Annotated in this window: 17 protein-coding genes, 14 tRNA genes and 1 pseudogene; 5 read left to right on the top strand and 27 right to left on the bottom strand. The window is 41.2% G+C overall.

Annotation, left to right across the window (positions count from 1 at the left end; translation table 11 throughout):
- Positions 1-143: 143 nt before the first annotated feature.
- The 21 genes and pseudogenes from LM917_RS19745 to LM917_RS19845 form a co-directional block, all read right to left on the bottom strand.
- A tRNA-Arg gene (locus LM917_RS19745) sits at positions 144-220 on the bottom strand.
- A 13-nt stretch (positions 221-233) separates the two neighbouring features.
- Positions 234-310, bottom strand: a tRNA-Pro gene (locus tag LM917_RS19750).
- A gap of 6 nt (positions 311-316) precedes the next feature.
- Positions 317-385, bottom strand: a tRNA-Arg gene (locus LM917_RS19755).
- 21 nt (positions 386-406) lie between these two features.
- A tRNA-Pro gene (locus LM917_RS19760) sits at positions 407-483 on the bottom strand.
- Positions 484-489: 6 nt separating this feature from the next.
- Positions 490-566: transfer RNA gene (locus tag LM917_RS19765), tRNA-Arg, on the bottom strand.
- A gap of 5 nt (positions 567-571) precedes the next feature.
- Positions 572-647 (bottom strand) — tRNA-Gly (locus LM917_RS19770).
- 7 nt (positions 648-654) lie between these two features.
- Positions 655-737, bottom strand: a tRNA-Leu gene (locus tag LM917_RS19775).
- Between the two features lie 10 nt (positions 738-747).
- Positions 748-823, bottom strand: a tRNA-Lys gene (locus tag LM917_RS19780).
- Positions 824-832: 9 nt separating this feature from the next.
- Positions 833-908, bottom strand: a tRNA-Thr gene (locus LM917_RS19785).
- Positions 909-1101: 193 nt separating this feature from the next.
- Positions 1102-1178, bottom strand: a tRNA-Asp gene (locus LM917_RS19790).
- 4 nt (positions 1179-1182) lie between these two features.
- A tRNA-Met gene (locus tag LM917_RS19795) sits at positions 1183-1259 on the bottom strand.
- Between the two features lie 179 nt (positions 1260-1438).
- Positions 1439-1514: transfer RNA gene (locus tag LM917_RS19800), tRNA-Val, on the bottom strand.
- A 39-nt stretch (positions 1515-1553) separates the two neighbouring features.
- Positions 1554-1630, bottom strand: a tRNA-Glu gene (locus tag LM917_RS19805).
- Between the two features lie 15 nt (positions 1631-1645).
- Positions 1646-1721 (bottom strand) — tRNA-Ala (locus LM917_RS19810).
- 517 nt (positions 1722-2238) lie between these two features.
- Positions 2239-3405, bottom strand: a pseudogene (locus LM917_RS19815) (DNA-binding protein); the annotation flags it as partial.
- 47 nt (positions 3406-3452) lie between these two features.
- The gene (locus tag LM917_RS19820; RefSeq protein ID WP_232699449.1) at positions 3453-8273 is read right to left on the bottom strand and encodes an immunoglobulin-like domain-containing protein; all 4821 of its coding nucleotides are present in this window, start codon (positions 8271-8273) and stop codon (positions 3453-3455) included.
- A gap of 285 nt (positions 8274-8558) precedes the next feature.
- Positions 8559-9431 carry a hypothetical protein gene (locus tag LM917_RS19825; RefSeq protein WP_232699450.1) on the bottom strand — a complete coding sequence of 291 codons (873 nt, stop codon included), beginning with the start codon at positions 9429-9431 and terminating at the stop codon, positions 8559-8561.
- Between the two features lie 118 nt (positions 9432-9549).
- Positions 9550-13515, bottom strand: a complete 3966-nt coding sequence (locus tag LM917_RS19830; protein WP_232699451.1) for an S-layer homology domain-containing protein — start codon at positions 13513-13515, stop codon at positions 9550-9552.
- A 211-nt stretch (positions 13516-13726) separates the two neighbouring features.
- Positions 13727-13966 carry a hypothetical protein gene (locus LM917_RS19835; protein WP_232699452.1) on the bottom strand — a complete coding sequence of 80 codons (240 nt, stop codon included), beginning with the start codon at positions 13964-13966 and terminating at the stop codon, positions 13727-13729.
- A 34-nt stretch (positions 13967-14000) separates the two neighbouring features.
- The gene (locus LM917_RS19840) at positions 14001-14336 is read right to left on the bottom strand and encodes a DUF1904 family protein (RefSeq protein WP_232699453.1); all 336 of its coding nucleotides are present in this window, start codon (positions 14334-14336) and stop codon (positions 14001-14003) included.
- A gap of 84 nt (positions 14337-14420) precedes the next feature.
- Positions 14421-15395 carry an aldose 1-epimerase gene (locus tag LM917_RS19845; RefSeq protein WP_232699454.1) on the bottom strand — a complete coding sequence of 325 codons (975 nt, stop codon included), beginning with the start codon at positions 15393-15395 and terminating at the stop codon, positions 14421-14423.
- 177 nt (positions 15396-15572) lie between these two features.
- Here LM917_RS19845 and LM917_RS19850 point away from each other — a divergent pair, with 177 nt between their 5' ends.
- Together LM917_RS19850 and LM917_RS19855 are read left to right on the top strand one after the other, a co-directional pair.
- Positions 15573-15743, top strand: coding sequence for a hypothetical protein (locus LM917_RS19850; protein ID WP_232699455.1), 171 nt, complete (start codon positions 15573-15575; stop codon positions 15741-15743).
- A gap of 126 nt (positions 15744-15869) precedes the next feature.
- Entirely contained in the window at positions 15870-16301 is a 432-nt protein-coding gene (locus tag LM917_RS19855) for an EamA family transporter (RefSeq protein WP_232699456.1), read from the top strand.
- A gap of 127 nt (positions 16302-16428) precedes the next feature.
- On the opposite strand, the gene LM917_RS19860 is transcribed toward LM917_RS19855, so the two are convergent.
- On the bottom strand, positions 16429-16779 hold the full coding sequence (locus LM917_RS19860; RefSeq protein ID WP_232699457.1) for a DUF2512 family protein: 351 nt from the start codon (positions 16777-16779) through the stop codon (positions 16429-16431).
- A 92-nt stretch (positions 16780-16871) separates the two neighbouring features.
- On the opposite strand from LM917_RS19860, the gene LM917_RS19865 reads away from it, so the two are divergent.
- Positions 16872-18086, top strand: coding sequence for a helix-turn-helix domain-containing protein (locus LM917_RS19865; RefSeq protein WP_232699458.1), 1215 nt, complete (start codon positions 16872-16874; stop codon positions 18084-18086).
- Here LM917_RS19865 and LM917_RS19870 read toward each other — a convergent pair.
- The 5 genes from LM917_RS19870 to LM917_RS19890 form a co-directional block, all read right to left on the bottom strand.
- On the bottom strand, positions 18083-18826 hold the full coding sequence (locus LM917_RS19870) for a metallophosphoesterase family protein (RefSeq protein ID WP_232699459.1): 744 nt from the start codon (positions 18824-18826) through the stop codon (positions 18083-18085). The genes LM917_RS19865 and LM917_RS19870 overlap by 4 nt on opposite strands.
- Positions 18823-19749 carry a GyrI-like domain-containing protein gene (locus LM917_RS19875; protein ID WP_232699460.1) on the bottom strand — a complete coding sequence of 309 codons (927 nt, stop codon included), beginning with the start codon at positions 19747-19749 and terminating at the stop codon, positions 18823-18825. Before LM917_RS19875 ends, LM917_RS19870 begins: the two co-directional genes overlap by 4 nt.
- A 12-nt stretch (positions 19750-19761) precedes the next feature.
- On the bottom strand, positions 19762-20865 hold the full coding sequence (locus LM917_RS19880) for a C45 family autoproteolytic acyltransferase/hydrolase (RefSeq protein ID WP_232699461.1): 1104 nt from the start codon (positions 20863-20865) through the stop codon (positions 19762-19764).
- 292 nt (positions 20866-21157) lie between these two features.
- Complete coding sequence (locus LM917_RS19885; RefSeq protein WP_232699462.1) at positions 21158-22144, bottom strand: anti sigma factor C-terminal domain-containing protein; 987 nt, start codon at positions 22142-22144, stop codon at positions 21158-21160.
- Positions 22137-22664 (bottom strand): RNA polymerase sigma factor, encoded by a 528-nt coding sequence (locus LM917_RS19890; protein ID WP_232699463.1) that lies wholly within the window; start codon positions 22662-22664, stop codon positions 22137-22139. The genes LM917_RS19885 and LM917_RS19890 overlap by 8 nt, the downstream gene beginning before the upstream one ends.
- A 148-nt stretch (positions 22665-22812) precedes the next feature.
- Here LM917_RS19890 and LM917_RS19895 point away from each other — a divergent pair, with 148 nt between their 5' ends.
- On the top strand, positions 22813-23358 hold the full coding sequence (locus tag LM917_RS19895; RefSeq protein ID WP_232699464.1) for a PadR family transcriptional regulator: 546 nt from the start codon (positions 22813-22815) through the stop codon (positions 23356-23358).
- Complete coding sequence (locus LM917_RS19900; RefSeq protein WP_232699465.1) at positions 23358-24524, top strand: MFS transporter; 1167 nt, start codon at positions 23358-23360, stop codon at positions 24522-24524. The genes LM917_RS19895 and LM917_RS19900 overlap by 1 nt, the downstream gene beginning before the upstream one ends.
- Positions 24525-24528 lie beyond the last annotated feature (4 nt).

Genomic DNA, 24528 nt, shown 5'->3' on the forward strand with positions numbered 1-24528 from the left:
CATTCAAACATTTCACTGTTCAGTTTTCAAAGAACATTTTCAGCGACACAAGAATATATATTACTCTAAGCAATTCAATATGTCAACACTTTTTTATAAAAACTTTCAAACCTTTTCACTATCATTTCTTAACAGAAAAGTAGTGGCGTCTCAGGAGAGATTCGAACTCCCGACCGTCCGCTTAGAAGGCGGATGCTCTATCCGGCTGAGCTACGGAGACAAAATAAATAAGGTGGTCGGGAAGACAGGATTCGAACCTGCGACACCTTGGTCCCAAACCAAGTACTCTACCAAGCTGAGCTACTTCCCGACTTTATGGCGTGCCCTGAGAGATTCGAACTCCCGACCGTCCGCTTAGAAGGCGGATGCTCTATCCGGCTGAGCTACTGAGACAAAATAAATAAGGTGGTCGGGAAGACAGGATTCGAACCTGCGACACCTTGGTCCCAAACCAAGTACTCTACCAAGCTGAGCTACTTCCCGACTTTATGGCGTGCCCTGAGAGATTCGAACTCCCGGCCTTTTGATTCGTAGTCAAACGCTCTATCCAGCTGAGCTAAGGGCACATATATGGAGCGGACGAAGGGTCTCGAACCCTCGACCTTCGCCTTGGCAAGGCGACGCTCTACCAATTGAGCTACGTCCGCGAAAATGTGGTGCGGGTGGAGGGACTTGAACCCCCACGGTCGCCCGCCAGAACCTAAATCTGGTGCGTCTGCCAATTCCGCCACACCCGCATGTGAAAAATGGTGAGCCATGAAGGACTCGAACCTTCGACCCTCTGATTAAAAGTCAGATGCTCTACCAACTGAGCTAATGGCTCAAACATAAGTGGTGCCGGCGAAAGGACTTGAACCCTCAACCCCCTGATTACAAGTCAGGTGCTCTACCAGTTGAGCTACACCGGCACGGTGTTTATTACATTATGCCATTTTTTAAGAAAAATGGCGGAGCTGACGGGACTCGCTTCCTATTGGCGCACCCACGTCGAAACAACTTCTTAGGCAAGCCAAATCCTTGTGCGCGAGCAGCTCTTCCTCGACCAATCACCGAGGGTGAACCCGGTATAGGTGAGAGGAGCGTCAACTTCATTGTTTAAAATGGCGGAGCTGACGGGACTCGAACCCGCGACCTCCGGTGTGACAGACCGGCGTGAACTCCAACTTCACCACAGCTCCATTTTGGTTGCGGGGACAGGATTTGAACCTGCGACCTTCGGGTTATGAGCCCGACGAGCTACCGAGCTGCTCCACCCCGCGACAATAATTATAAAATTAAATGGTGGAGGCTGACGGGATCGCTTCCTACTGGCGCTTCAACGTCGAAATACATCTTCGATAAGCCAGATTCGCGTGCCCGAGCTTAACTCCTTGTTTCAACTTCGAGGGTGAATCGCTTGCGGTGAGAGACCGAAGCTCTAACCATAAAACGAAGTGAATGGTGGAGGCTGACGGGATCGAACCGCCGACCCTCTGCTTGTAAGGCAGATGCTCTCCCAGCTGAGCTAAGCCTCCAGATATACTTGCAATTTAGCGAGAAACTAATAAGAAAAATGGTGACCCGTAGGGGATTCGAACCCCTGAATGACAGCGTGAAAGGCTGCTGTGTTAAACCGCTTCACCAACGGGCCATGCTATTAAAATAATGGTGGAGCTGAACGGGATCGAACCTATGACCTCCTGCTTGCAAGGCAGGTGCTCTCCCAACTGAGCTACAGCACCAGGGTGCTATGTAAAAACTACTAGAACCGTTATGTTATCAATATTTTCGTGAAGTGTGTTTCACTGGAACGAAATTTATTCTAGCACATATATCCAATCCAGGTCAATACCTTTTTTTAAAAAAATAACTGGGTATGAAATTCTTTATGGCCATCTACGAATCTATCACGTTCCTCCGTCTTTTTCAATAAAAAATATAACTAAAAAAGTCTCTATCTCGTAAATAAAGAAACAAAAAGCGACCTACTAGTAATAGGTCGCGGATATCCCAAATAATTGTTACACACTTATATTCTCAAAAAATAATCAAGGAATCCAGAAGTAAAAACTGGTTATTCGAAAACTATTTCCAACTTTGCACGGTTTAACAAAACGCCTATCACACAAAACGGTCATGACCGTTTTGTTGGACCGCAAGCGGTCACATCCAATTTTATGAAAAACGTCGAGACGTTTTTCACACAAAAAGACGAAGGCCACGAATACGCCCCCGTCTTTTGTTACTTACAACTTAGTTTCCAAATGATCCTGGAGAAAAAGTAAATCGATCCCACCACTTATATCCGGCGGATGGTGGAGACCACGGTTCTTGTTGCGGTTCAACTGATTGCTCTGGTATTTCATTTTCTGGTCCACTTGTCACAAGTTGTGTCACCGCATCCAATTCTAATCCTTGAATCTGTTGCAGATTTTGATAATTTTCTTCTTTACCTAACCAATTTATTGTATTTACAAGAAGAACGCCATCATCTTGTTCTTTAAATCCGTCATAGGTTTTCTTGTTCTGACCATTTTCCTCACGTTTGTATTTTGGTGTAATGTCTTCTACAGGTGAGGAATCCCCGATGAAAGCTGCTTTTCCCTTTCCAACCTTTGCTATTGCCATGTAGGGGCCTTCTGCAATGCCACCTCCGTTATAAACGCCTTTATCCACTGCATTTGGCCATTTCGCATTGGTTTGTGGCACATAAACAACTCCTTTTGCCACTGATGGGTTCGTTATTGCAAGGGTACTTCCTGCGTGCATAGCAACACTTTTCACACCACTTGTAATCCCCAATGATTGCTCAGGACTAACCACGACGGTAGCATTTACATCGCCTAACGCATTATAACGAAACCTGACACCAAAATTGTCACTTAGCCAGTCGGAACTACGTACATTCTGCATGGCCTCGGAATTTCGTTCTTCTTGACTCATCCCTTTTGCCGGATCGCTCCACGCTCCTCGTCGATAACCATTCATGACCTCAGAGGAATCCCAGCGATTCTTGTTCCGATCTGCATTATAATGATCACTTATAAAGAAAATACTTCCTCCATCACGAACATATTGAAGCATGGCTGCTTGCTCGGAGACTTTAAAAGGGACATTTGCCTCCGGAATGACAAAAATATCATAGTTTTTCAGGTCATCGTATACAAGAGGGGTAGTTTTTCTCAGTTCTTTTACTTCATAACCCTGACCTGCTATAGCATTTGCAAAATCGGAAAAAGCTCCATCAATTACCCAGTCAGCAGCTCCTGCCGTCTGGGCATGCATATTATCAAACAATACTTTTTTTCCGTTAGGTATACCTTTTGCCGAGATGAAAGGAGCCGGATCAAGTGGACCTTCTGCCCAAACCACCTGAGAAAACAGCGCCGATATCGTTAATGCAAGGATTGCTATACTTCGGAACATCCGCTTACCTTTTACTCTCTCTTTAAGTAACATGGTTCTCCCTCCCCCTATGGAATTAATTCAATACTTGTATAAGTAGCTATCCCTTTTTTACTGAAATAAGCTTTGTCGTGTAGCGTTCCTGTGATGCGTATCTTTTTACCTGCAGCGTTCCCCTTGGCAAAAGCTCCTCCACGATCAGCATTCGTAAATTTGATAATCATCCCGTTTGTCGAATCAGCACCCGGTTGATCCGCTAGATATATCCCATAACCAGGGAATTGCGGATTGGCTTCTACATCCTGCACATATGCCTCCACAGTAACTACTGTTCCTGCAGGCAAAGCAAGCGCTTGTGCTACCGTTAAAGCTACCGCTGCTTCCGTTACCTCTAGTGTTAGACGTACATTTGAGGAGTAGCCTGCTACAGTTCCTTCATATTGATAAACACCAACTATACTTGTATCTACGGTATCAGGCGTCCAACTTACATTTACCTGCTGCTTACTTCCATCGCTCATCGTTGCTGTTACCTTGGCAGGCAGGGTATATGCGCTTCCTTTTGTTACTTTTATATTGACTGGATCAATGGTAACAATTGATGGAGCACCCACTGATTCCTTCACTAACACATAGACAGGCTCGCTTCTATATCCGGTTACATCATCATTTGCGATTATCTCTAAAACGGTACCAGCTAGTTGGGCAGGGATTGGTACTTCAAAAGCTCCTGTAGTTGTATCTGCACGTCCATTCCCTAATAGATCAGGACCAGTACGAACGAATACGTCTGCACCAGCTCTAGCCGATCCTTTTACAGAAGTATCCTTCGCTGTAACTGGCTGAACAGTAGGAATATCACCCAACGGTTGAATGGTTATCGTGAAGCCTTTCTCTGATTTCGCCTCATTTCGTACGACATTAGCAATAAGTGTGACTTGAGTTGGAACTGTAATGGCTGCTCGATTTATCGTACCTGAAGGTAAATCAATAACGGTAGAATGAGCTGGGTTTTGTAGCGTCCAGCTAATGGTCGTGTCATGGACTCCTTTTGAAGGCAAAGAAAGAAGACCATCCGTTCCGTTGTATGTGAGTGAAAGGCTATTTTTCACTTCCTCGACAGCTTCCAGATCTGTTACTGTTTCTGCCGGTACGGTAATGGTGAAGTTTTTGGAATCTGTACTTTCACCTTTTTGCAATGTAGCCGTTATTGTAACGATTGCATCGGGATCCCCCTTCTTCGGACGACTTACTTTTCCATCTGGAGACACAATAGCAGGTTGATCAGATACCCAGCTAATTGTAGAGCCATTTACTCCGACTGTTGGCAATACAACATCTTCTTTCAAAATGCCACTGCCATCCCCTATTGTAAGTGCTGCCTTGTCCGCTGCTACTCTCTCTGCATCAGTAAAGCCGCTGCTCACAATAGTGATATCGCCAGTTGTTCTTGGATAGAGCTGAGCATTTCCGTTGAAAATAGACGATATACCTGTAATCGTAACGATGTCCTTCTCACGCAGTTCAGGTAGATTAATGCTATATTTGCCTAAAAAAACCTCAAATGACCCACTCTGTGTACTAGCCAGGAATTTACTTGCAGTCACCTGTGAAACGTTCGCTTCTTTTACGCTAACTAGCATGCCTTGCTTATCCAGTAGCTCATTCGCTTCTATCAAGATCGGTAACGGCGTTTCTGTAGAACCTGTAACTTCAAATTCTGCCTGCATGATCTCTACTTCACCGTTGTACGTATCTTTCAGACCGGTATTTACAGTGATCATATCTCCAGGCTTTACTTTCGTTTTAGTATTGGGTTGGAAAACGAGAATACCACCCGTTTCATCCTGCATATAAAAACTATTTCGTCCATCTGACTCGGTTGTCACAATACCAGTTGTTTTAATGTTCGCTGTTTTATCAGGAACTTGACGAATTGCTTGTATTTTTGTTTTGTCGATAACAGCATCTTTGGTATATCCAGCTGCCACTGCCTCTTCCTCTGTCTGGAAGAACAATCTGTTTTGGTGTGAAACCAAATGATAGTCGAGTGGTTGTACGTATTTTTTGCTCGTTACGTCCCCAACAGGTCGTGCCAACGCTTTTTTCTGTTCTCGAGCACGGAATACAAATGGTTCTTCCGTTAACAGATCCGTACGATTCCAAATTCCAATCTCAGACTGCATTGCTTGGTGTACAGCCTGTGAGTAGAGTGTAAAACGTTCGTCACTAACTGGGGCTATCATATACATACCAGCAAAGCCATCCTGCACTTGCTTCAAGTTGAGATTACTTTCATCGTTTTTCCGGATCACTTCAGCAAGCAATCGTCCATACCCATCAATTGGGGTAACTGCCGGCTTGAGAATAATTTCATCTCCAGGCGATATCAGTTGCTGTAAATGTAACTTAGCTCGTTCGCCATGGGCTTTTTGATTTTTATTCATACTGTCAGCATCTGTTCCACTGTATACTTTGGTATGGTCAAAGGCTGGATCAGTAATATGATAGGTTTCAGGGGTATCAATATAAACAAAGCGTACGCTCGTTATTCCCAATACAGGTTCCGCCAATTGAATGGTATCTCCATCTACAACCTTTTTCACGACAGCATTGTAGCTTTCATCTGGAGTTGGAGGCTGTGGTTGATCAATCAGCAAAGTGAAATCATCGGCTTTTCTCGGGAGAATCTGGTACAAATCATTGTATTGAGACAAGATCCCTGTTACGTCATACCATTTGCCGGGCTGAAGTGCTGTAGTGTCCATGCTTTCTTTCATTACACGCACAGTTACTCCACGGAACTCTTCATCAATCATGCTGAGATTATAGCCTCCGCCTGCTTCACCTTCGGGTACGGAAAGAAGATACGCTCTGGTCGTTACTACCTTTCCTTCCTTGAGCTCTGCAACAGTTGGATTATTAATGTCCGCAACGGTAATCAATGTAGGCTCTGGCAGGGGGTTACCCTGACTTTTTACAATGACATCAGATGATTGAGAAGGCACAATCTCCGTCAAATTTCGATAGATTGTAATCATTCCTGTTACCTCTACCTCGTCACCTTCTCTTAGATCTGGGTAACCGGCAAGGTTAAAGGAAAACAAGTTAATTCCAGCTGTCTCATCCTGTAAGTACGTAGATAGCTTTCCTCCACCAATCGCACTATTGTCCGCTGTTACAATTCCTGAAAGAGTGACGATCTCACCTACTCGCTCCTTCGCATCAGCAATTCCAGGAGATAGTGCTACTAATGCTCCGGTGATGACCTCTTCAGTGATTAGGTTGCCAGCCTCGTCTTGCAACATACTAGCAGCCAGTTTTACTTTGTTTTCTGTTCCACGCAGTGGTCTTTCCAGATCGATTATTAGTTCGTTTCCTGATATTTCAGCACGGTCTAACTCACCAAGAGCTAGATAATCAATGCCGTTTCTGCTTAGTTGAATTGCTGTTTTTACATTACTATCAGATTGAGCCAAATGTAGATTTTCATTAAAACGAAGTGTAATTCGTTTGTATTTTTCATCAAGAGTGGCTGTCTGAAGCTGAGGAGCTGTTGTATCCTTAGGGCCCTGGAACTTGATTGCAAAAGGAGGGGAAACAAGTTTTTCCTTTGCGCCAAGAACCACTTCTTTTTTAATTACCACTTGTAAAGAGTCTTTACTATCACTTGCATCATGTGCAATTGCTTTTCCTTTAAACTGGATGGAGAGACGCTTTTCGCTTTCTTGTTTTACTTGGTAATCAAGACCTTCCGGCAGTCCAGTGATCTGCACGTGAGACTTGGTTACGAACGGGAGAAACAATCCATTTTTCAACTCTACCTGCAGTTTTTCTGCTACACTTCCATCATCTTTTTCAGCTTCATGCAAGGTGTCTGGTATGAGCGAAAGGGAGGCACCAGGGCTTTTTACTAACACAGGGAAAATGGCAATGCGATTCTCTACTTTTGCTTGAATAATGGCTACACCCGGGGATTTTGCGGTGACAGTCCCAGCATTATTCACATCAGCAACTCGCTTGTCAGACGAACTCCACTCAACACTTTTCCCCTCTATTGGTTTTCCTTTTTTGTCAATGGGAATAGCTTTAAGGGAAAGACTAGAATCATTTGGTGAATTCGGCTCCAGTATATTATCAGGAGCTCTATTTTCAATTAGGACAGCAAAGACCTTGGCATGTGTTCCTTCTACGGTAAACGGCTTGGCTGTTTTGGTAGATCCATATGCTGTTACACGAATCTGTACGATTTGTTCGCCTTCTTCTATTACTATGGGTTCAAAAGTGGCGGTAACACGCAGTGTCTCTGCGTCCCAGTTGAAAGTCGTGATATCGAGGGACTTCCAATTAGAAAAGAGATTGTATTTCATTTGCAAGTCAAAATCTTCTTGCTTCGGTTCATCGGCTGGTGCACTGCTTAGTTCAATCGTTATGGAGCCGTTTGTTGCTTCAACATGTTTGATTTTGGTCTTTTTCAGTAGTTCTATGGATGGTGTTTGCTGAGGAAGTTCTGAGTCACCTGGTTGTAGGGTGGTGTCTTGAGATTGTGTAGGTTGGTCTGAGGTGAGGTTGGGTTGATCTGAGTTTGTGTCTCTATTTGTGCCTGTATCGTTGTTTGTGATTGAGTCCCCACTTGAGTCCGTAACCTCACCTGAAGTGATTGGTAGGTTACCCTTTTCGTTAGCTTGGTGAGCAGGTGCTGCAAATGATTTTGAGGAATGATCTGATGAGTTCGCTATGTTGATACGTGATGCTTTTTCAATGATTGTAGTATTTTTTTCGTTTCTGGTTCCTTCTGCCTGGACAATCTGTCCCATTCCAAGTGCAAAAACCATTGTTATTGCAAGCAATGTGCGAAACCATTTTCCAATCCATTTGTGTTGGTTCATACGTTCCTTCCTTTCAATAGGTTTTGTTTGATTGGCGTTACCTCACTACATGAATAAGATGAATACCTTACCAGCTTAATTCTATTTTTGAAATTTTAAGAATACTTAATAATATAGTAAATCATGTGTGAAATTTCATGATTATTTGGTAGGAATTATACATAATACTGTTACTATTTTTACATATGGTGATGGTAGTATTTGCTGTTTATTATCGTAATATGTCGAAAATAAAAAGAGGGTAAACACTAGTGCGATGTGTTTATCCTCTTCTAATGGATCATATTATTTGTTTTGTTTACTAATCCATTTTACTACATTATCTCGCAGGTTATTTTTGTACTTATCTCCTAGGTCCTTTGCATCTAATCCTGTTAAATATTTGATAGCATTATCGATATCTTTGTTAGCTTCTTCCTCATAATCATGTAAATCATCTAAATCATCTTCATCTGAACTTTGTAACCAGTCTTCAAACGCAGTCAATGCACGATGCTTCTTATAAATAGCATCATCAATCAATTCCATTACATCTTCCATTCTTCTTTCATCTCGACTGCTTACATTATCTCCTAAAGAATCTGCTAATTTTTCCATTCTGTCCTGCATTAGTTCAAGAGGTACTGTACCATATGCATACGTTTGTTTTAGTAAACTCATGTTAGGAGTAATGTTTTGATTTAATTTGCTATAAACTGCCTTGTTCATACTATCTGTTGTTAGCTTAAGCTGTTTGGCAAGTGAAGCAATATTATCAATATCTTGAAGCATCATCCCTGAATGGTAGTTGGATGCATCAAAAGAAATGCTCCCCATTAAACTATCCACAATTTGCTGATTGGACACAACCCGTTGTGCTTCTTGAGTCATTTGAGTTGATCCGCCTGCTCCTCCAAAGAATAGATGCGCTTGGTAGCGGGATGGATCAAAATAGTAAGCTAGTTTCTTTTGTGTTTGCAATGCTTCTACTGGTACATAAACTTGACCATTAATGTACAATCCACGTTCTTTGATTGGAGATCGATCCGTTGATAGGGCTATTTGTGGATACTCTCCTAGTTGACCATAAGGATATACTAACTGTTTTGCTGCAAAAACAGTTGTAGTGCTTAGAGCAATAATTGTTGCTGTGAGTGCAAATAATTTTGTTTTCTTCAACCGTACCCCCCCTTAAGATCATTCTTTATGTGAAACCATTTCGATTAGAGAGAAAACCTTCCCATAAAACCCGGAAAGGTCAGGAAGGTTCTCAATGTTAAATCCAGCCATCGAATTCTTATTTTACTTCTGCTACTGGTGGAATCAGTTTCTGCATAGCCATAACTCGTGCCATTAAAATTGCTGCATCACCACGAAGCATATTAGCTTTCGGTTCGAAAACAACACCCGCTTTAGGATCGTTAGGATCAACTGGAGAACCGACAATCAGTTTTTTCTTTGTGATCTCCGCTACAGATGGTCCTGCATATGGATCGATCAGCGGAGCATCTTTGAACATTTTAGTAAGTGTAGCTTTAGTTTTAGATGCATTCGTTTCTGTTTTTAACTTTAAAGCACGCGCCAGAATTACTGCAGCCTCTTCACGGGTTATTTTTCCTTCTGGATCAAAAACTTTTGGTTCTTTTCCTCGGACAATACCTAAGCGTGCTGCAGTCTCAATATGTCTGTAATCGTACTTATCTATTCCGTCATATTTAAATGGTACATCAACGAACGACTGTGATGGTGGATTGTCTACTAATGGAAGTTGCAAAGCTCGTACAACCATAGCTGCAAATTCCCCACGAGTAGTGTCCATATCTGGTTTAAACTCAATTTGGTTGTCTGACTTGATAACTCCTTTTGCAAACATTGCATCCAGATGGTTACGTGCATATTGATGGCGCGATACATCTGGGAAAGAGTCATTTAATTTAGCAACTACATAGTATCCAAATTTATCAAATGGAACCGTAATTGTTTTCTTACTAGTGTTGACTTTCCCTCCTAGGTTTTCCCAGTAGAATTTATTAGGATCGTATCTCATTACAGTCAGATGATTCGATGCGTCATTAACGATATTCTCGTTATACTCCAATTCGAGAGTTCCACGCTTGTTAGGAATCAAGATCCGGTTTTGAGGAACTTTGTTGAAATTGTAAAGTCCAAGACTCTTCGTCATCGCTCCAGGCATAATTGGTAGCATACCGTATTGATATGGATCATAATCTGAAGTCCCAGGGTCATCCGCTAGACCCGCATCCATCCAAAATACATTAGATGCCTTAATGAAATGGGTGTCGAAGGATCGTTCAAAATCACGTCCTAAATCTTTTATCGTATCATCAAAATTCTTTGGTCTATCTGGAAGGTAATCAAAACGATCAACTACACCGTCTTTGTTATTCGCAATCCCATACATGATATTGTGACCTTTAAATACTTGGGTCTTCAATTCTACTGGAACATCATAATCATAACGTACCAGATATGTATCTTTCGGGAATGTGAGTGATAACTGCTTTTCAAAAATACTAGTTTTGGCTTCCATCGGTGCCATATACTGCGAGCCTGGAATCGTGCTTAAAGCATAAAATACTTCGAAAGAACCAGTAACCGTTTCCGCTCCACTTTTTATAGTGAATGTAATCTTATTTGCCTTGTTAGGCTTTAGATCTGTAACAATTGCGCGGAAAGCGTTTGGATAGTCAATATCCCCGTCCATGTCACCATCATAATTAACCTTTTTAGCTTCGATGTTTTTGCCAATCGTTACACTATCAGCAGCAGGAGCATCAATGACAACCTCTACAAAGTTTTGATTAATGGTTCCTTGACGTGGCAGAATTGGTCGAACCAAATCATACATTAAGCCAGGAGCGCTTACTTCTAGACGGTACGTAGCCTTGGAGCTCCCATCAGTTCCATTATTGTATACAGTAAATGTATAGGCAAGTTTACTACCATCTTTTGGTAGTTCAATATCTGTTAAGTTAAACGTAAAGTATTGTTTATCAGGGATATAACGAACTTCTAGTTTTGGAGGTTCAGTACCAGAGCCAGGCCAATTATCATCAGTACTTCCAAACTTATAGTATAATTTGTCGTCCCCTAATACCCATTTTTCATTGTACTTGCCATCAGAAGAAACGATTTCAAGAATGTATTTTTGTTTTGTTTCATTTTCCTTTTCAATTGCTTTTAATTTCTTTTCTACATCGTTTTGGGTTTTGCCTAAATCGATAAAATCAAAAGTACCGAAGATATTCATCTTCTTCTCTTTTGTTGTATAGATTCCATCTTTCCCGGTAAATCGGTCATCTTTTGAAGGTTTTTCAGTTCCATATGGATAAATACCTTCTGTATTTTCTTTTGGAATCTCAGGATAATTATTGGAAAGCAATGTTATCTTATACGTTTTTTCATAAGAAAGCGTACCTTTTTTATAACGGAATACGATAATATTTTGACCCTCAATTAATTTGGCTTGCTTTACATCTGTCATCTTAAATTTATGTGGATCTGATGAAGGAGATAAATCAACTTTGCCATTATTAATTAACAAGGTAATTGTTCCATCTGTGTAATGAGAGGTTTGTACGTCAACATTGGCAATAGTACCTTCAAGTTCTTTCCAATTATCTCTCACAAGATCCTCTGCCCACTTCAGCTCAGTTGGATCGTAATTAAACACTGCTCCATCAATCAATTTAGTGAATTCCTGAACAGGGCCAGATGCAGAAGTGAGTTGAACAGTGTAGGTATCAGATTGAACTGGTGATCCTGCAATATCCACTTTAATTTTCAAATCCTGTGTACCATTTAAAGGTAGTTCTTTCACTTTGAACCACAACTTACCACCTTTATATTGTATATCCTCTATTGGAACAGATAACTCTCCTCCACCAGCTCCAACTGCTGATACTACTACAGTAATGTCTTTAGTTGTTGACGGAGCGTTTATGACTTCTAATCCGATGGCAAACGGCATGTTGTTTATCGTTGTAGAAGAGTTGAACTCTACACCTTTCCCATCAGTTGGAATATCATTTTGAGAGTATACTGCATTAATAATTTGGAACAACGAACCGTCTTTAATTGTATAGCCGAACTCATCCATTTTGTCATACAGATTGGTACTATTTTTGTTAGATTCAACAGGATTATATCCTTCAAATGTCACCGAATACTTACCTGGTACAAAAGCTACATCCCCAAAAGCATTTCCTGCAAAGCTAAATTTGAAATGATGGTATGCTGCTTTAGTTGTAAGCGTTAGTTCTGGTGAATTAAGAGCAAATTCTTTTCTAGCAATTTCAGTACCTTCCTCATTAGAAACGATCGCTCTCATAATGATCAATCCACTTGAAGCTGGATCAGTAGGGAAAAATGTTGAATCAGTAGGAATCATCATTTCTCCAGTAAAGGTGAAATCTGATCCTACCGCTCCACTTTTAGCTGAAATGACCGGATACTGGTTCAAATCAAATGTTTCATCTTTCAATACACCTGAATTTGTTGGATCTGGAACTTTAGTCTTCACTTGTGCGTTATAGAATGTTGCAGTTCCATCAAAATAAACAACTTCACGCTTCGATTCAACGATTTGATCATTATTAGTAAGCTTAAATTTTAAAATATTTTTACCCTTTTCTAATTTCAACTGACTAATAATAAAGTAATTGTCAGATGCATCATTTACGAAAGCAGAGTAAGATTCACCGTTGACATCTACCACCACTTTGGTAACGTTAGGAGCATTTCCTTCTAAGGTGAAAATTCCATTGTTACTACTATAATCTTCTGTAATAAATGTTGTATCTTTCTCATTTAACGGCAACTTTTGCGTACCAGACTTAAATTGCAGGTTATACAAAAGCGGCGTATCGATGTAGGTTATTTTAACAGCAGAAGAAACATCAGTTGATCCTTGTTTCCCATAAAATGTGATCGTGTTAAGACCTGGGAATAGCTCAATGTTAGCAACTCGAATTCTGCTTCCATCATCGGAAACAACGATCCCTGTAGTCTTTTTAGGACCTTCTTTACCGTTTTTAGGTGTTACTGTATAACTGATTCCGTTGGGAGAAACCCGATTTAACGTTCCTTCCAGAGTAACATGTTTGTAGTTGACTGTTTCAGGTACATCATCAAATACAAAACGATTACCCTCTCCAGCCGCTCCAACTCCCATCGGATAAATTGGAATCGCCGTCACCATCAACACAAACGCCAACAGCGCTTGCAATATCCTTCTGGTCATTTGTTCCCCTCCTCTAGTTTATCTGTGTGTTTCTCCTCGTAATAGAAAAAACAAACCCATTCTTTATATCGGTAAATGAGTTGTGGAACTTAAGGTTTTTTCCATTTTTCCATAGTTTCAATGTGTATTAACATATGTAAACGATTATGAATCAAGTAATATAGCATCCAATGAAAAAGAGGAAGTGCGACTACACTCCCCCTCATCTTATCTACCTTTCCTGATTCTTCTTCAATTCTTCCAGCTGTTTGTTCATTTCTTCTAGATGTCGGTTTTGGTCTTGTATCTGTTGCTGTAGCTGATCAAACTGACGATTCTTTTGATGAGATTGATAGGATAAGTTGCTTAGAAACCTCACTATCATAATTACAATGAAAAGAAGAATCGCAAAACATGCCAGCTGAAATAGCATGCTTCCAAGTTCGAGGGTAACACCACCGAATTCCAACATTGAATACCCGTCCTCCCCGATTTATTCTGTTATTCTACTCATCAAAGCAACGTTCACCGTTTACGTAATACGCATTTTTTTCAAAGGTTGAGAACGCTATTTCCACTTCATCAATCCCCAAAGTCTGTACGTGCTTGGAAATAGCTTGGGCAAAGCGATCTCGCACTGCGGTACCACGTTCAAACCAATACACATGAATGAACGGATAGGAATCGACAGTCTTTCCCTCAAAAATGGAAATGGTTGGCCAGCACTCCAACATGAAGTTATCTGTTCCACATTCACAGATTTCTGCCAACTCTGTGAGAAGTGATGTGCTGATCGTACATACTTTTTCTGGTGTAATTCCTCTGACTATTAATTGTGGCACCCTGATCGACTCCCTTTATCCGCTCTATTCTTCCTGGAAATTATGACATGGCCAGTCTTGTCTACCTTACTACTTATGTCCCTTTTACTCTTCAACAACACTAATCTTGTGCATAAAATGAAACGGCTTTTGCAGATCTAAACCACGAGCACCCGTGATATCTGCTGGCAACGGTAAGTTAAAGGCATCTGTAACGGCTGTGTATGGTTCAAGCGACAGACTGCTATTCCATTCAGGTTTAAACACGATCATGTACGGGAAGTGATCTCCAAAGTGATACACGATTGTACGTTTCTTGGTATGATCCTGAATTTCGCATGAAGTAGTGCCTGCCTGTAACGTGACAAAAGCATGATCTTTGTCACTAGGCATCTCTGTATAAGCCAAACCATTCGTCAGGCGTTCGCACAACGGTGTAGCTAGTGGCTCTCCTTCAACAAAGCCCTCTCTATTCACTGTCCATTCGCTCTGTGAAGCCACTTTCATCGTGGTCTGCTGTTGATTCTCAGGTGACACAGTAAAGTATGGATGGAAGCCAAGTGTAAATGGTGCAGTCTCGCTTCCATGATTAGTTACTTCCCCCGTCAATGTAAGCTCACCCTCAAATAAAGAGTAGGTGAAGCGAAAAACGAGTCTAGACTGGAATGCATGGAGCAGATCTGGATGATCATTAAAATCGAATTCTGACATGACAAATGCGCCACGATCCGCAGTTGCTCCTTTTGCTACAACCTTCCACGGACGAACGCGCAATTCACCATGCGAGTGGTGTTCTCCCTTATTTAAACCCAACTGATATTGTTTACCTTGGAATGAAAATGTTCCTTTTCTTACTTTATTCGGTGGAAAAAGAATAGGGATACCATAGCGTGCCGATGCTTCTTTTATCATTGCCACCTGTTCGGGATAAATCAATACCTCTTCACCTTTCACGGTGAAACGAAAAAGATTATTTCCAATTTCGGGTACAAGATATGCTTCTGCCGGATACTCAGCATCTTTTAGTACATAAATTGTTTGCCCGTCATTTTTTTGTTCTGATAGTTGATAGCGTGTCATAGTTGACCCCTTTCTTACTTCCTCTTTCTAAACTAAAGTGTACCGAGTTAAGAATGGAAATACAATCGAAACTAGACTCATGAAACCGACAAATCAAACCTACAATAAATATATCGAAAATTGCGACAAAAGATGTAAATAAAGGTATACTAATACTAAGAAAGGAGTTGATCACCAATGCTTTATTTCATAATTGGTATCGTTGCGCTATTCGGTATCGCCTACTTTCTAACTGGATTTAAGAGTTTACAGGCGAGAGATAAATTTGGTTCAGAAAATCCTTATGGTGATGCCGCCTATAATGCTTCCGTCCAAAACCTATACCATGACAGTAATAGACATTTTTAACCATTAATCTATAATCTTTTATCATGCACCGGATAAAACTGGTGTATTTTTTTTCATTTCAAAGTATCCTATTTAGTGAGGATGATTATCATTTCTCTCTCATCATACATAAAAGGAGATCATTCTATGCAATCATGGCTTATTTTCGCCCTACTCTCTGCCGTTATGGCAGCCCTCGTCTCTATTTTTGGGAAAATTGGATTAAGTGGGGTTGATCCCAACACAGCAACTGCCGTTCGTTCTATTATTATGGCTCTTTTTCTCGTCGGAGTTGTCTTTTTTGAAGGAAAGCTGGCCTATGTTGGCGAAATTATTTCTAACAAAAAAGCTCTGACCTTTATCATATTGAGCGGAATAGCTGGTGCTTTATCTTGGCTGTTTTATTTCCTTGCTCTAAAAGACGGTAAGGTTGCACAAGTCGGTCCTATTGACAAGCTGAGTGTGGTAATTGCGGTTGCCCTCGCCTTTATTTTTCTGGGCGAAAAGGTAAGTCTCATCGCTTTGGTCGGGATCGGATTAATCGCAGTCGGTACTCTATTAATTGCCTTTTTTTCCTAACTTGTTTGCGAACGTTTTTTTACGTATCAGGAAGCGAAGTCTAGAAGTCCAGACGTTTATACTTTCTTATACAAAAAAATGCGGTCCCCTCTTTATTCTCAGCGGGGATCGCATTTAGCCTCATTTTTTACATCTTTTCTACTCGTCCACTACGCAGCATCCAAATATGCTGCATATACTCCAAAAGCCCGAACAACACAGCCATTAAGAATGCCCCGTCTAGGAAAACCTTACTCCCTACGAAAACGTATTTGCTAAAGTAAACAACAATCAGACACACAATCATTTCCATTATCGTACTTAGCCAAAGCGTGCCTCGTTGTAAAAACATCACTTCTAGAAAATAGGATAGTATGGCAACAACCAAACCCAACATGACAAGCTGATACCAGGAAGGATAAAAGATACCACCATAGATATAATCTATGAGAAGAAACAAAGCCGGTGTTAACAGTAATTTCAATCCGAGTCTAACCATACCAATCGCCTCCATACATTCTTTTACACAGTGATAAACCAGATTAAACATGAAAAGTAATTCATTACTTTACCTGGAGGGAAGTGTCGTCATTGATAAATCGATCAGAGACTCCTGCCCATTACACGACGATCGGAGAAATCGTTCAGAAATATAGACTGCAAGAACAACTGACGATTACCCAGCTAGCCAATCTCACAGGAATCAGTAAAGGCGTCATTTCCAAAATAGAGACGGAGGAAACTCGCAGACCTGAATTACGAACGATGCGGTTATTAATCCAGGCCCTCTTTATTCCCGAGGAAGAAATCATGGATGCATACCTGAAAGTGGAGCAACGAACAGAAATTATCGAAGAATTACTGGATGATGCTATTTCAAGTAATCAGCTGTGCCTGGTTCAAAAGTTGACTCGTAGTTTGCTCTCTTCCCCTCAAGAAGAGACAGACAAGCTGTTGGAAAAATTGTACCACCACATAAAAAGAATGAATCACTCCGCCATTCAAATCATGCTTTGTCAGGTGATGATTGACTATGCCAGGGAGCACGGTATGCAAGTATATGTAGCCAAGGGACTCCTGCACATCTACCTGTCGATGCAAGACCGGTTTTCCTCTCCAGAAACCTATCACACAGGAATCTCAGTTTTGTTTTATGACGACTTGCTTCATACGGAAGAGCGAATACTCTTACATGAAACGCTCTTGCTGCATGCCTTTTATCTTGGTTATTATGAAGTGTGCATCAGTAGTGGCGAACGTATACTTAAACTGGACCAAGAGAAAAATGAGCGTACGATCAAAACAATCTATCTCCTCTTTCATGCTCATTATCTACAAGGAAACTTCCAAAAAGCTGCCTACTACGAGCAACTGTATCCCGGGCGATCTCAGTACTCCCTTCCTGAATACGCAAGACTGATGAAAGCTTTGCTTATCTTGTCCTCTCCTTATAAAAATGCAGGTCTTTACCAACTGAAGAAGTGTCTAACCTATGCCACTGACAAAACCTTTTTTACAATTATGCTTCACATGTTAGAAACGTTGCTAATTGAAAATGACCTAGCTGGAGTGGAAGCGTTACTTCGTGAACATCCAATTACCGTTCCTCTGCAAACAGATTGTATCCTTCAAAAAAACTTCTCACATCTGGAGAGATTATTAGCCCACTTTTATACGAAAAAAGGCGAGCTACAAAAAGCAGCTCACCACTATGGTAAAAGTATTCAGTTGTATTCCTATGCCTTTCCTCCGCACCTGTCACCTTCTATTCAAGGGCTTCTTTCACTGACAAACGATGAAGATTAAACAGAATATACTTTCTTACTAGGCAGCTCCAGACAATGGAGAAGCCCGCCATACACGGCACCACCATCAATACCAATAATATTATTCTCACCAAAATACACCTTATAACTGCCATCCTGGTGCATCGTATAAGTGGAAGTGTGCCCAAAAATGACTGTTTTTTCTCCTTGATATCCTTGATGAAACTCTCCACGAATCCATAACATCTCGTCTTCTAGTGTATCAGCAAGAGAATTCGTTGGATGGATACCTGCATGAACAAAGATATATGATTCCATCTCATGAAAAAGAGGCAACGAATCAAGAAATTCTGCATCTTCCCTTAGTTGATCTGATAATTCGAATGTTCTTGCAGTAGATAAGTCATTCCGATCAGGCAAGGGTGGATAAGGTACTTCTTCTGTTGCTTCTTTTTCCAGATCAAGCATTGGTAGCTCAAACTGGTAACAATCAACTGTTGCCTGATAGCCATTACGTTTCCATCTGCCAATCCAAAAGTCATTAGCAATAAACAAAGCCTTGCTCATCATTTCATCATGATTACCTTTTAGAGCAATCGCACCATCCTGAACCAAGCTCCTCACTTTGGCAATGACTCCGCGTGAATCAGGACCTCTGTCAACATAATCACCTAACAAGATCAGTTGGTCAGAGTCCGGATTATAGGCGGCTTTCTTAAGTACTTCTTCCATTTTTGCTAATTCACCATGTATATCGCTAATCGCTAGAATACGCTTCATTGCAGGTCACTCTCCTTGTTTTTCCTTTTTATCGGTATATAGAGGTAAATAATGGAGGTAGGGTCATCAATACTTGTAAACTCTGGACCATATCGTTCAAAATTATCTCGGTCATCCATCACATACTCGGAGGAAGGGAGCCATGTACACCAAATATAATCATAAGTATCACGTAGCGTAGCTCCTGTATATTGGTGACGAAACACCGCATAGCTCCCTTTTGGTATCGTATGAATACAGAACCCCTCTGGAATATCCTTCTGCTTGGTACTTTCCATACCAGCAATCCCCATAAAACGTGTTCCGCTTGTCATCTCCATTTGATTAATGGGCCCATCAGCTGTACATATTCCGTAGGCAACTTCTTGATTAACGAATAAGTTTTTCTGACTGATCTCTCTACTTCGTGTATAGAACTGACTCCATATTTCCATAAAACGATTTTGATCCAGATTCATCTCTTTTTTGATTCCCATTATTCGTATGCCACTCAGAATCTCCTCGATTATCGGTTGAAGGCTGATTTTTTCTATTCGATGCCTGAAACGTCCTTCAATCAAGGGCGGTTTTTGCAACATGATAGGTCTTGTTCCACGTTTACGAAAGAGTGCCGGAGTGAGTCCAAAAGTGTTTTTAAAAGAACGATGAAATGCTTCCTGAGAGGTGAACTGATAATCCAAAGCAATATCTAAAATCAGTTTATCACTTGTTAGGAGCTCGATTGCTGCTTCCGTCAGCCGGCGTTTTCGTATGTAATCTCCAATCATTTCACCTGTCATTGAATAAAATATTCGATGAAAATGAAAATAGGAAAAGTTAGCCGCTCGGGCCACCTCTTCCGAATCAATGTTTTGCTTTAAATGATTTTCTATATAGTGGAATGCTTGTTCCAACTCTTTTTGATAAGAGTAGTGAGACAACATATTCCCAACCTCCTACTCACACTCCCAAAAATCTCCTGGTGCTACTTTTTCCGTCCACGTAATAGGTACTTCTGCATCTGGAAGGGATTCTCCTACTTTATACGTATTCCAGGAATTATGGGTAGGTGCTCCAAAGCATACTTCTATTCTGCGTGCTTCCAAATGAAAGACGAGCGCTCGTAGTGTACCGAAATACTCTTGATAATAATGAACGGCAAGCCCTTCAGGATACTCTACTTGTGCCAAGCTCTTCACTTTCTCGATAGTCACTTTTTCTTGTTCCTGAACAAAGCTAGTTAATAGAGAATGACGTTTCACCGAGTTTTTGAGTTGGCCAGATGTATGGGGCAATAGCTTATCAAATAATACATGGTTAGTTGCCACCAGATAGGATGTATCGCTTCGGTCTTCGATACTTTTCATTGCCTTTTTCCCATCCATGGTTTCAAAGAGAAGTGCCTGCTTGTTACAATCGGCAACTATCAGATTCATGTTAGCTGCAATGGGCATCGCTTTTAACAGTTCTTCTGCCTCTTTTACCGTCTTGCAGGTTTCCAACAGCGTGCGAACAACCGCCCAAGACTGTAAACCCTTGGCCTTAGGCTTTCGCAAACCCTCTAGGATACCAACAGGCATTCCGCATGCAGAAAATGTAACACATAAACCATGTTCATTCATACCTTCACAACGTCCAAACAGCTGTATGGAAAATCCAGTATGTGCATACGCCCCTTGAATGCGAGTAGAACAGAGGCGCAAATCATCGATTTCAGGATGAAACTCATACGTGCGTACCACGTAGGTATCCGCAGTCTTTGTTGTTGATGGTAGAAATACGGCATGACTACAACCAGACTGCATGCAAGTTTGTTCCAAATAAACCAACTGTTTAGGTGACATTTTCAGCTCCTCACAAAAAGCATCCAGTTCGATCAATACACCTTGGTTATATTCTCCAAGCATAGCTCGTTGCTCATGATACCAGCTCTCCTCCACCTCTCGCTCATGAAAACAAACGTCCCACAGAGGTGGTACCAGCTTAACAAAATTGGCCTGTGCAACACCCGCTTCCTCATAGCTGCCATCAATCGTAGTCATAAATCCGTTTCTTTTCATTTCTCGTTCGCCTCTTTCCTTGTTTTCCTTTACCTACAGTATAAGAAGTGACGATCATGAGCCGCTTGATAGTTCCTGCTTTTTCATGTTTATCAGAAGGTGATGCCTTAAGGGTTATACTGTTTGTAACCGAAAAAGAGCCAAGTCCCTCTTACTCTCAGGACTTGGCTCATGTTTCAACTTCCTTCACTTACGTTCCAGTAAGCAAATTTACCCTAGTACCAGCATATTTACAATTTCACACGTGGATTTTCATATCGAGAATCGCATCATTTTTCGTCTCACCTTACACCTATCGATCTACAATTGCACCAAGCACCGCACCATGAATGTAAGTCTTCGTTGACAGTTTTTGGAGGTTCTCAGCTGTACCTGTTACGACAACACCGATGATTTTCATGTCAGATTCATCCGGTTGAGGTTTGTCTTTTCGCAAGTAGTCATATGCTTTTTGATAACTATTTGCATACTTCCCCTCTCGTTTGATACCTGTTTCCAATGCTTCTATAAAACCCTTCGGTGTGATCTGATCTGGATCTTGATCTGGAACAGTACCGAAGCCATACACCATATTCGCATGTTCAGGTGAGGAATAGGATACAGTTCCATCTTCCAATTTCCGGGGTTGCTTGCGGTTCTTATCAGCATAGGTATCTACCCAGTACCAGACAGGTCTAACACCTTCAGGAAGCATCTCTTTTATCTGTTCAAAAGAATATGCCTTGTCAAATGAGAGTCCCATTTCAACCAATTTATTTTTGTCCAGTTGCGATAGGGTTGGTTGTTCATTCATCCGCTTGCCATAATCAACTTCAGGTATATAAAACATCATTTCCCGCTGACCATTATGAGGATTATATGGTCTAGCATAGGGGATCTGTTGCCCTGACTGATCTGTCTGTGCAAATTGGAGAGAGTTATAGCTTCCTGCCAGTAAAGAATGTGTTCCCCATGCGCTTACGTTAAGTATGTTATCCTGCCAAGGTAGAGGCACACCCTCAATCACTTTGTATGTCTGATAATGCATGTTCCCCTTTAGAATTCCATAGTCCCGCTGATAATTACCCATGTATACATTCGGACCTGCCAATCGTTCTTCATGCTCAACCTCCATAAGAGCTGTATCAAAGCTGTTATGAAGGAGTTGGGCATTCCCGATTGTCCCTCCCACCAATAAAACGAGCGTAACTCCTGTAGAAATAGCCACGTTACGCCATATCGTTTTTCTTTTCGCCTTTTTTATCAATTTCGTTACTTGATCATTTTGATTATCATTCATTATGCTTCCTTCTTTCTCTCAATTTTTGTTCGGGTGCAAGATTTCCATACTGTTTCTGAAATTGCTTTCTCGCACGAAACAGGTTCGTTTTCACGCTAGCTTCTTTCATTGCTACTAGTTCTGCGATCTCTTTATAAGAAAAATCAAGCTCATATTTCATCATCAGCAGTTGTCGATGTAAGGGAGATAATTGCTGTAAAACTGCTTCAATTTCCTCTCTACGTTCCTTTTGCAATAGCAATCCCTCTGGCTCCTCCTCATCTTCGACCACGATTGAATCAATGGGGAGGTGGATCGCTTTTCGCTTGCGGCAGATATCGTAATAGTTGTTGATGGCAACCTTGTACAACCAGGCAGAAAACTTGTCTGCTTGGATAGAATCAATATATAAGAGCGCCTTATATAGCGTATCCTGAACAATATCTTCCGCTTCTTGTGGCTGTACGCCCATGCGTATCAGATAGCGAAGCAGTTGGTTCATTTTTTCCTTAATAAGTTCTTGCATGAGCGAAACGTCCATTTCCGCCTCCTTTCGTATGTACAACGTATGAGAATGAAAAATGTATACAATCATCTGAAAAAAAAAGCGATGATTATGTAAATAAAAAAATTGATTATTTACTAAATGTTTAGTATTATATGTTTAGTATAAAAAAAGAGGTGTTCCTATGTCTACTCGTGCTATGGTTTTAGGCTTATTACAAATGAACGGGCCAATGTCGGGCTATGAAATTCAGATGTTGATGCAATCGGCGAAAACAGATTTATGGGCAAATGTCGCCCCTGCTTCTATCTACCATGCCTTAAAAAAACTTCAACAAGAAGGAAAAGTCATATTGAAAACTATGGAACAAACAGGACTTCGTTCAAAAGCAATCTTCAGCATTACAACGGACGGTGAACAAGAGCTGCGAGATTTATTGCAAGCATCCTTTAGTAAATCTTCCGTCGCGTTTCCTACAGATCTCTACACTGCCTTAACTTTTATTGATCAGCTTGCTCCTTCTGAAGTCGAATTTGCCCTTGATCAACAGGAAAAAGAAATTAAAAAACTACATGAAACCCTTCAAGAGGGATATCAGGAAAAAAAACATCATTTACAAGAAAAAGTGCCTGGTAACGTTACCGCCATTTTTAACAACTTGTATGCTCAGTGTGAACTTCAAATGAAATTTGTCCAACAGATGCGGAAATTACTAAAGGAAGGAAAGTAATGATGCACATGCCAGTTACATCTGTCACGAAAAGAAACGTACTTCTTGTAGTTGGGCTTGCTGTTTTCATCGATATGTTCATTTATGGACTCATCGTCCCCATATTGCCGACGTATGCTATCTCTCTGGGTATTTCGCAAACAGAAATAGGGCTTTTATTTAGCAGTTATGCTATAACGCTTTTTATAGCCACACCTATCCTTGGAATGATTTCAGATCGAATTGGCCGAAAAACTCCTTTACTCTTTGGATTAATAGGACTTGCTGTCACTACGCTATTGTTTACCTTTGCTACTTCATTCTGGATGCTGGTTTTGGCTCGTTCTCTTCAAGGAATTGCCGCTGCTGCCACATGGACAGCAGGGCTTGCCTTGCTAGCAGAAGTTCATCCAGAAGCAGAACGGGGGAAAGTGATGGGACTAGCTCTTTCCGGTCAAGCTGCAGGAACCCTCTTAGGTCCTACCATAGGAGGGTGGTTATTTGAATGGGGAGGATATCAGCTTCCCTTTCTAGTTGCTGTAGCTCTTGCCTTGTTAGATGGAATTATGCGTATTACCTTATTAAAAAACGTTCCTGATAGCCACTCCGAAGCTTCTCCCTCTCCAATTTTTGTTATTCGTAATATACCCTTATTGATTATCGCTGGTGTTGTCATGATCGGAGCTGCCATCCCAACTGTTTTGGAACCTACGTTACCCATTCATCTCAGTCAGGTCTTTGGAGCTTCACCCGGAGTAATTGGCCTTTTATTCGCTGTTCCAACGATTTCCTATGGTCTCTTCGCTCCACTGATCGGTACTCTTTCTACAAATATTGGACATAAAAAGATGATCACGCTGGGAATCATTTTGGTTGCTCTTGTGTTACCACTACATGCTATTGCTAATGGGCTGTGGCTTATCACAGGTTTACTCGCCCTGTTAGGAGTAGGAATAGGGATGATTCTGGCTCCGTCCCTTCCTAAAATGACCCAACTGTCACATGAAAGTGGTCACCACTCACTTGGACTTACATTTGCTTTATTCAATACGGCTTACTCCCTTGGCATGATGCTTGGTCCACTAGGCGCCAGTATTCTTACAGATACAAGCAGTATTACGTTTGCCTATGCTGTGGTAAGCTTGTTCCTATTATTTTACTTACTTGTATTAAGAAGATTGAAATAACCTA

Origin of the sequence: Brevibacillus daliensis (assembly GCF_021245735.1) — a bacterium.
GTDB lineage: Bacteria > Bacillota > Bacilli > Brevibacillales > Brevibacillaceae > Brevibacillus_B > Brevibacillus_B daliensis.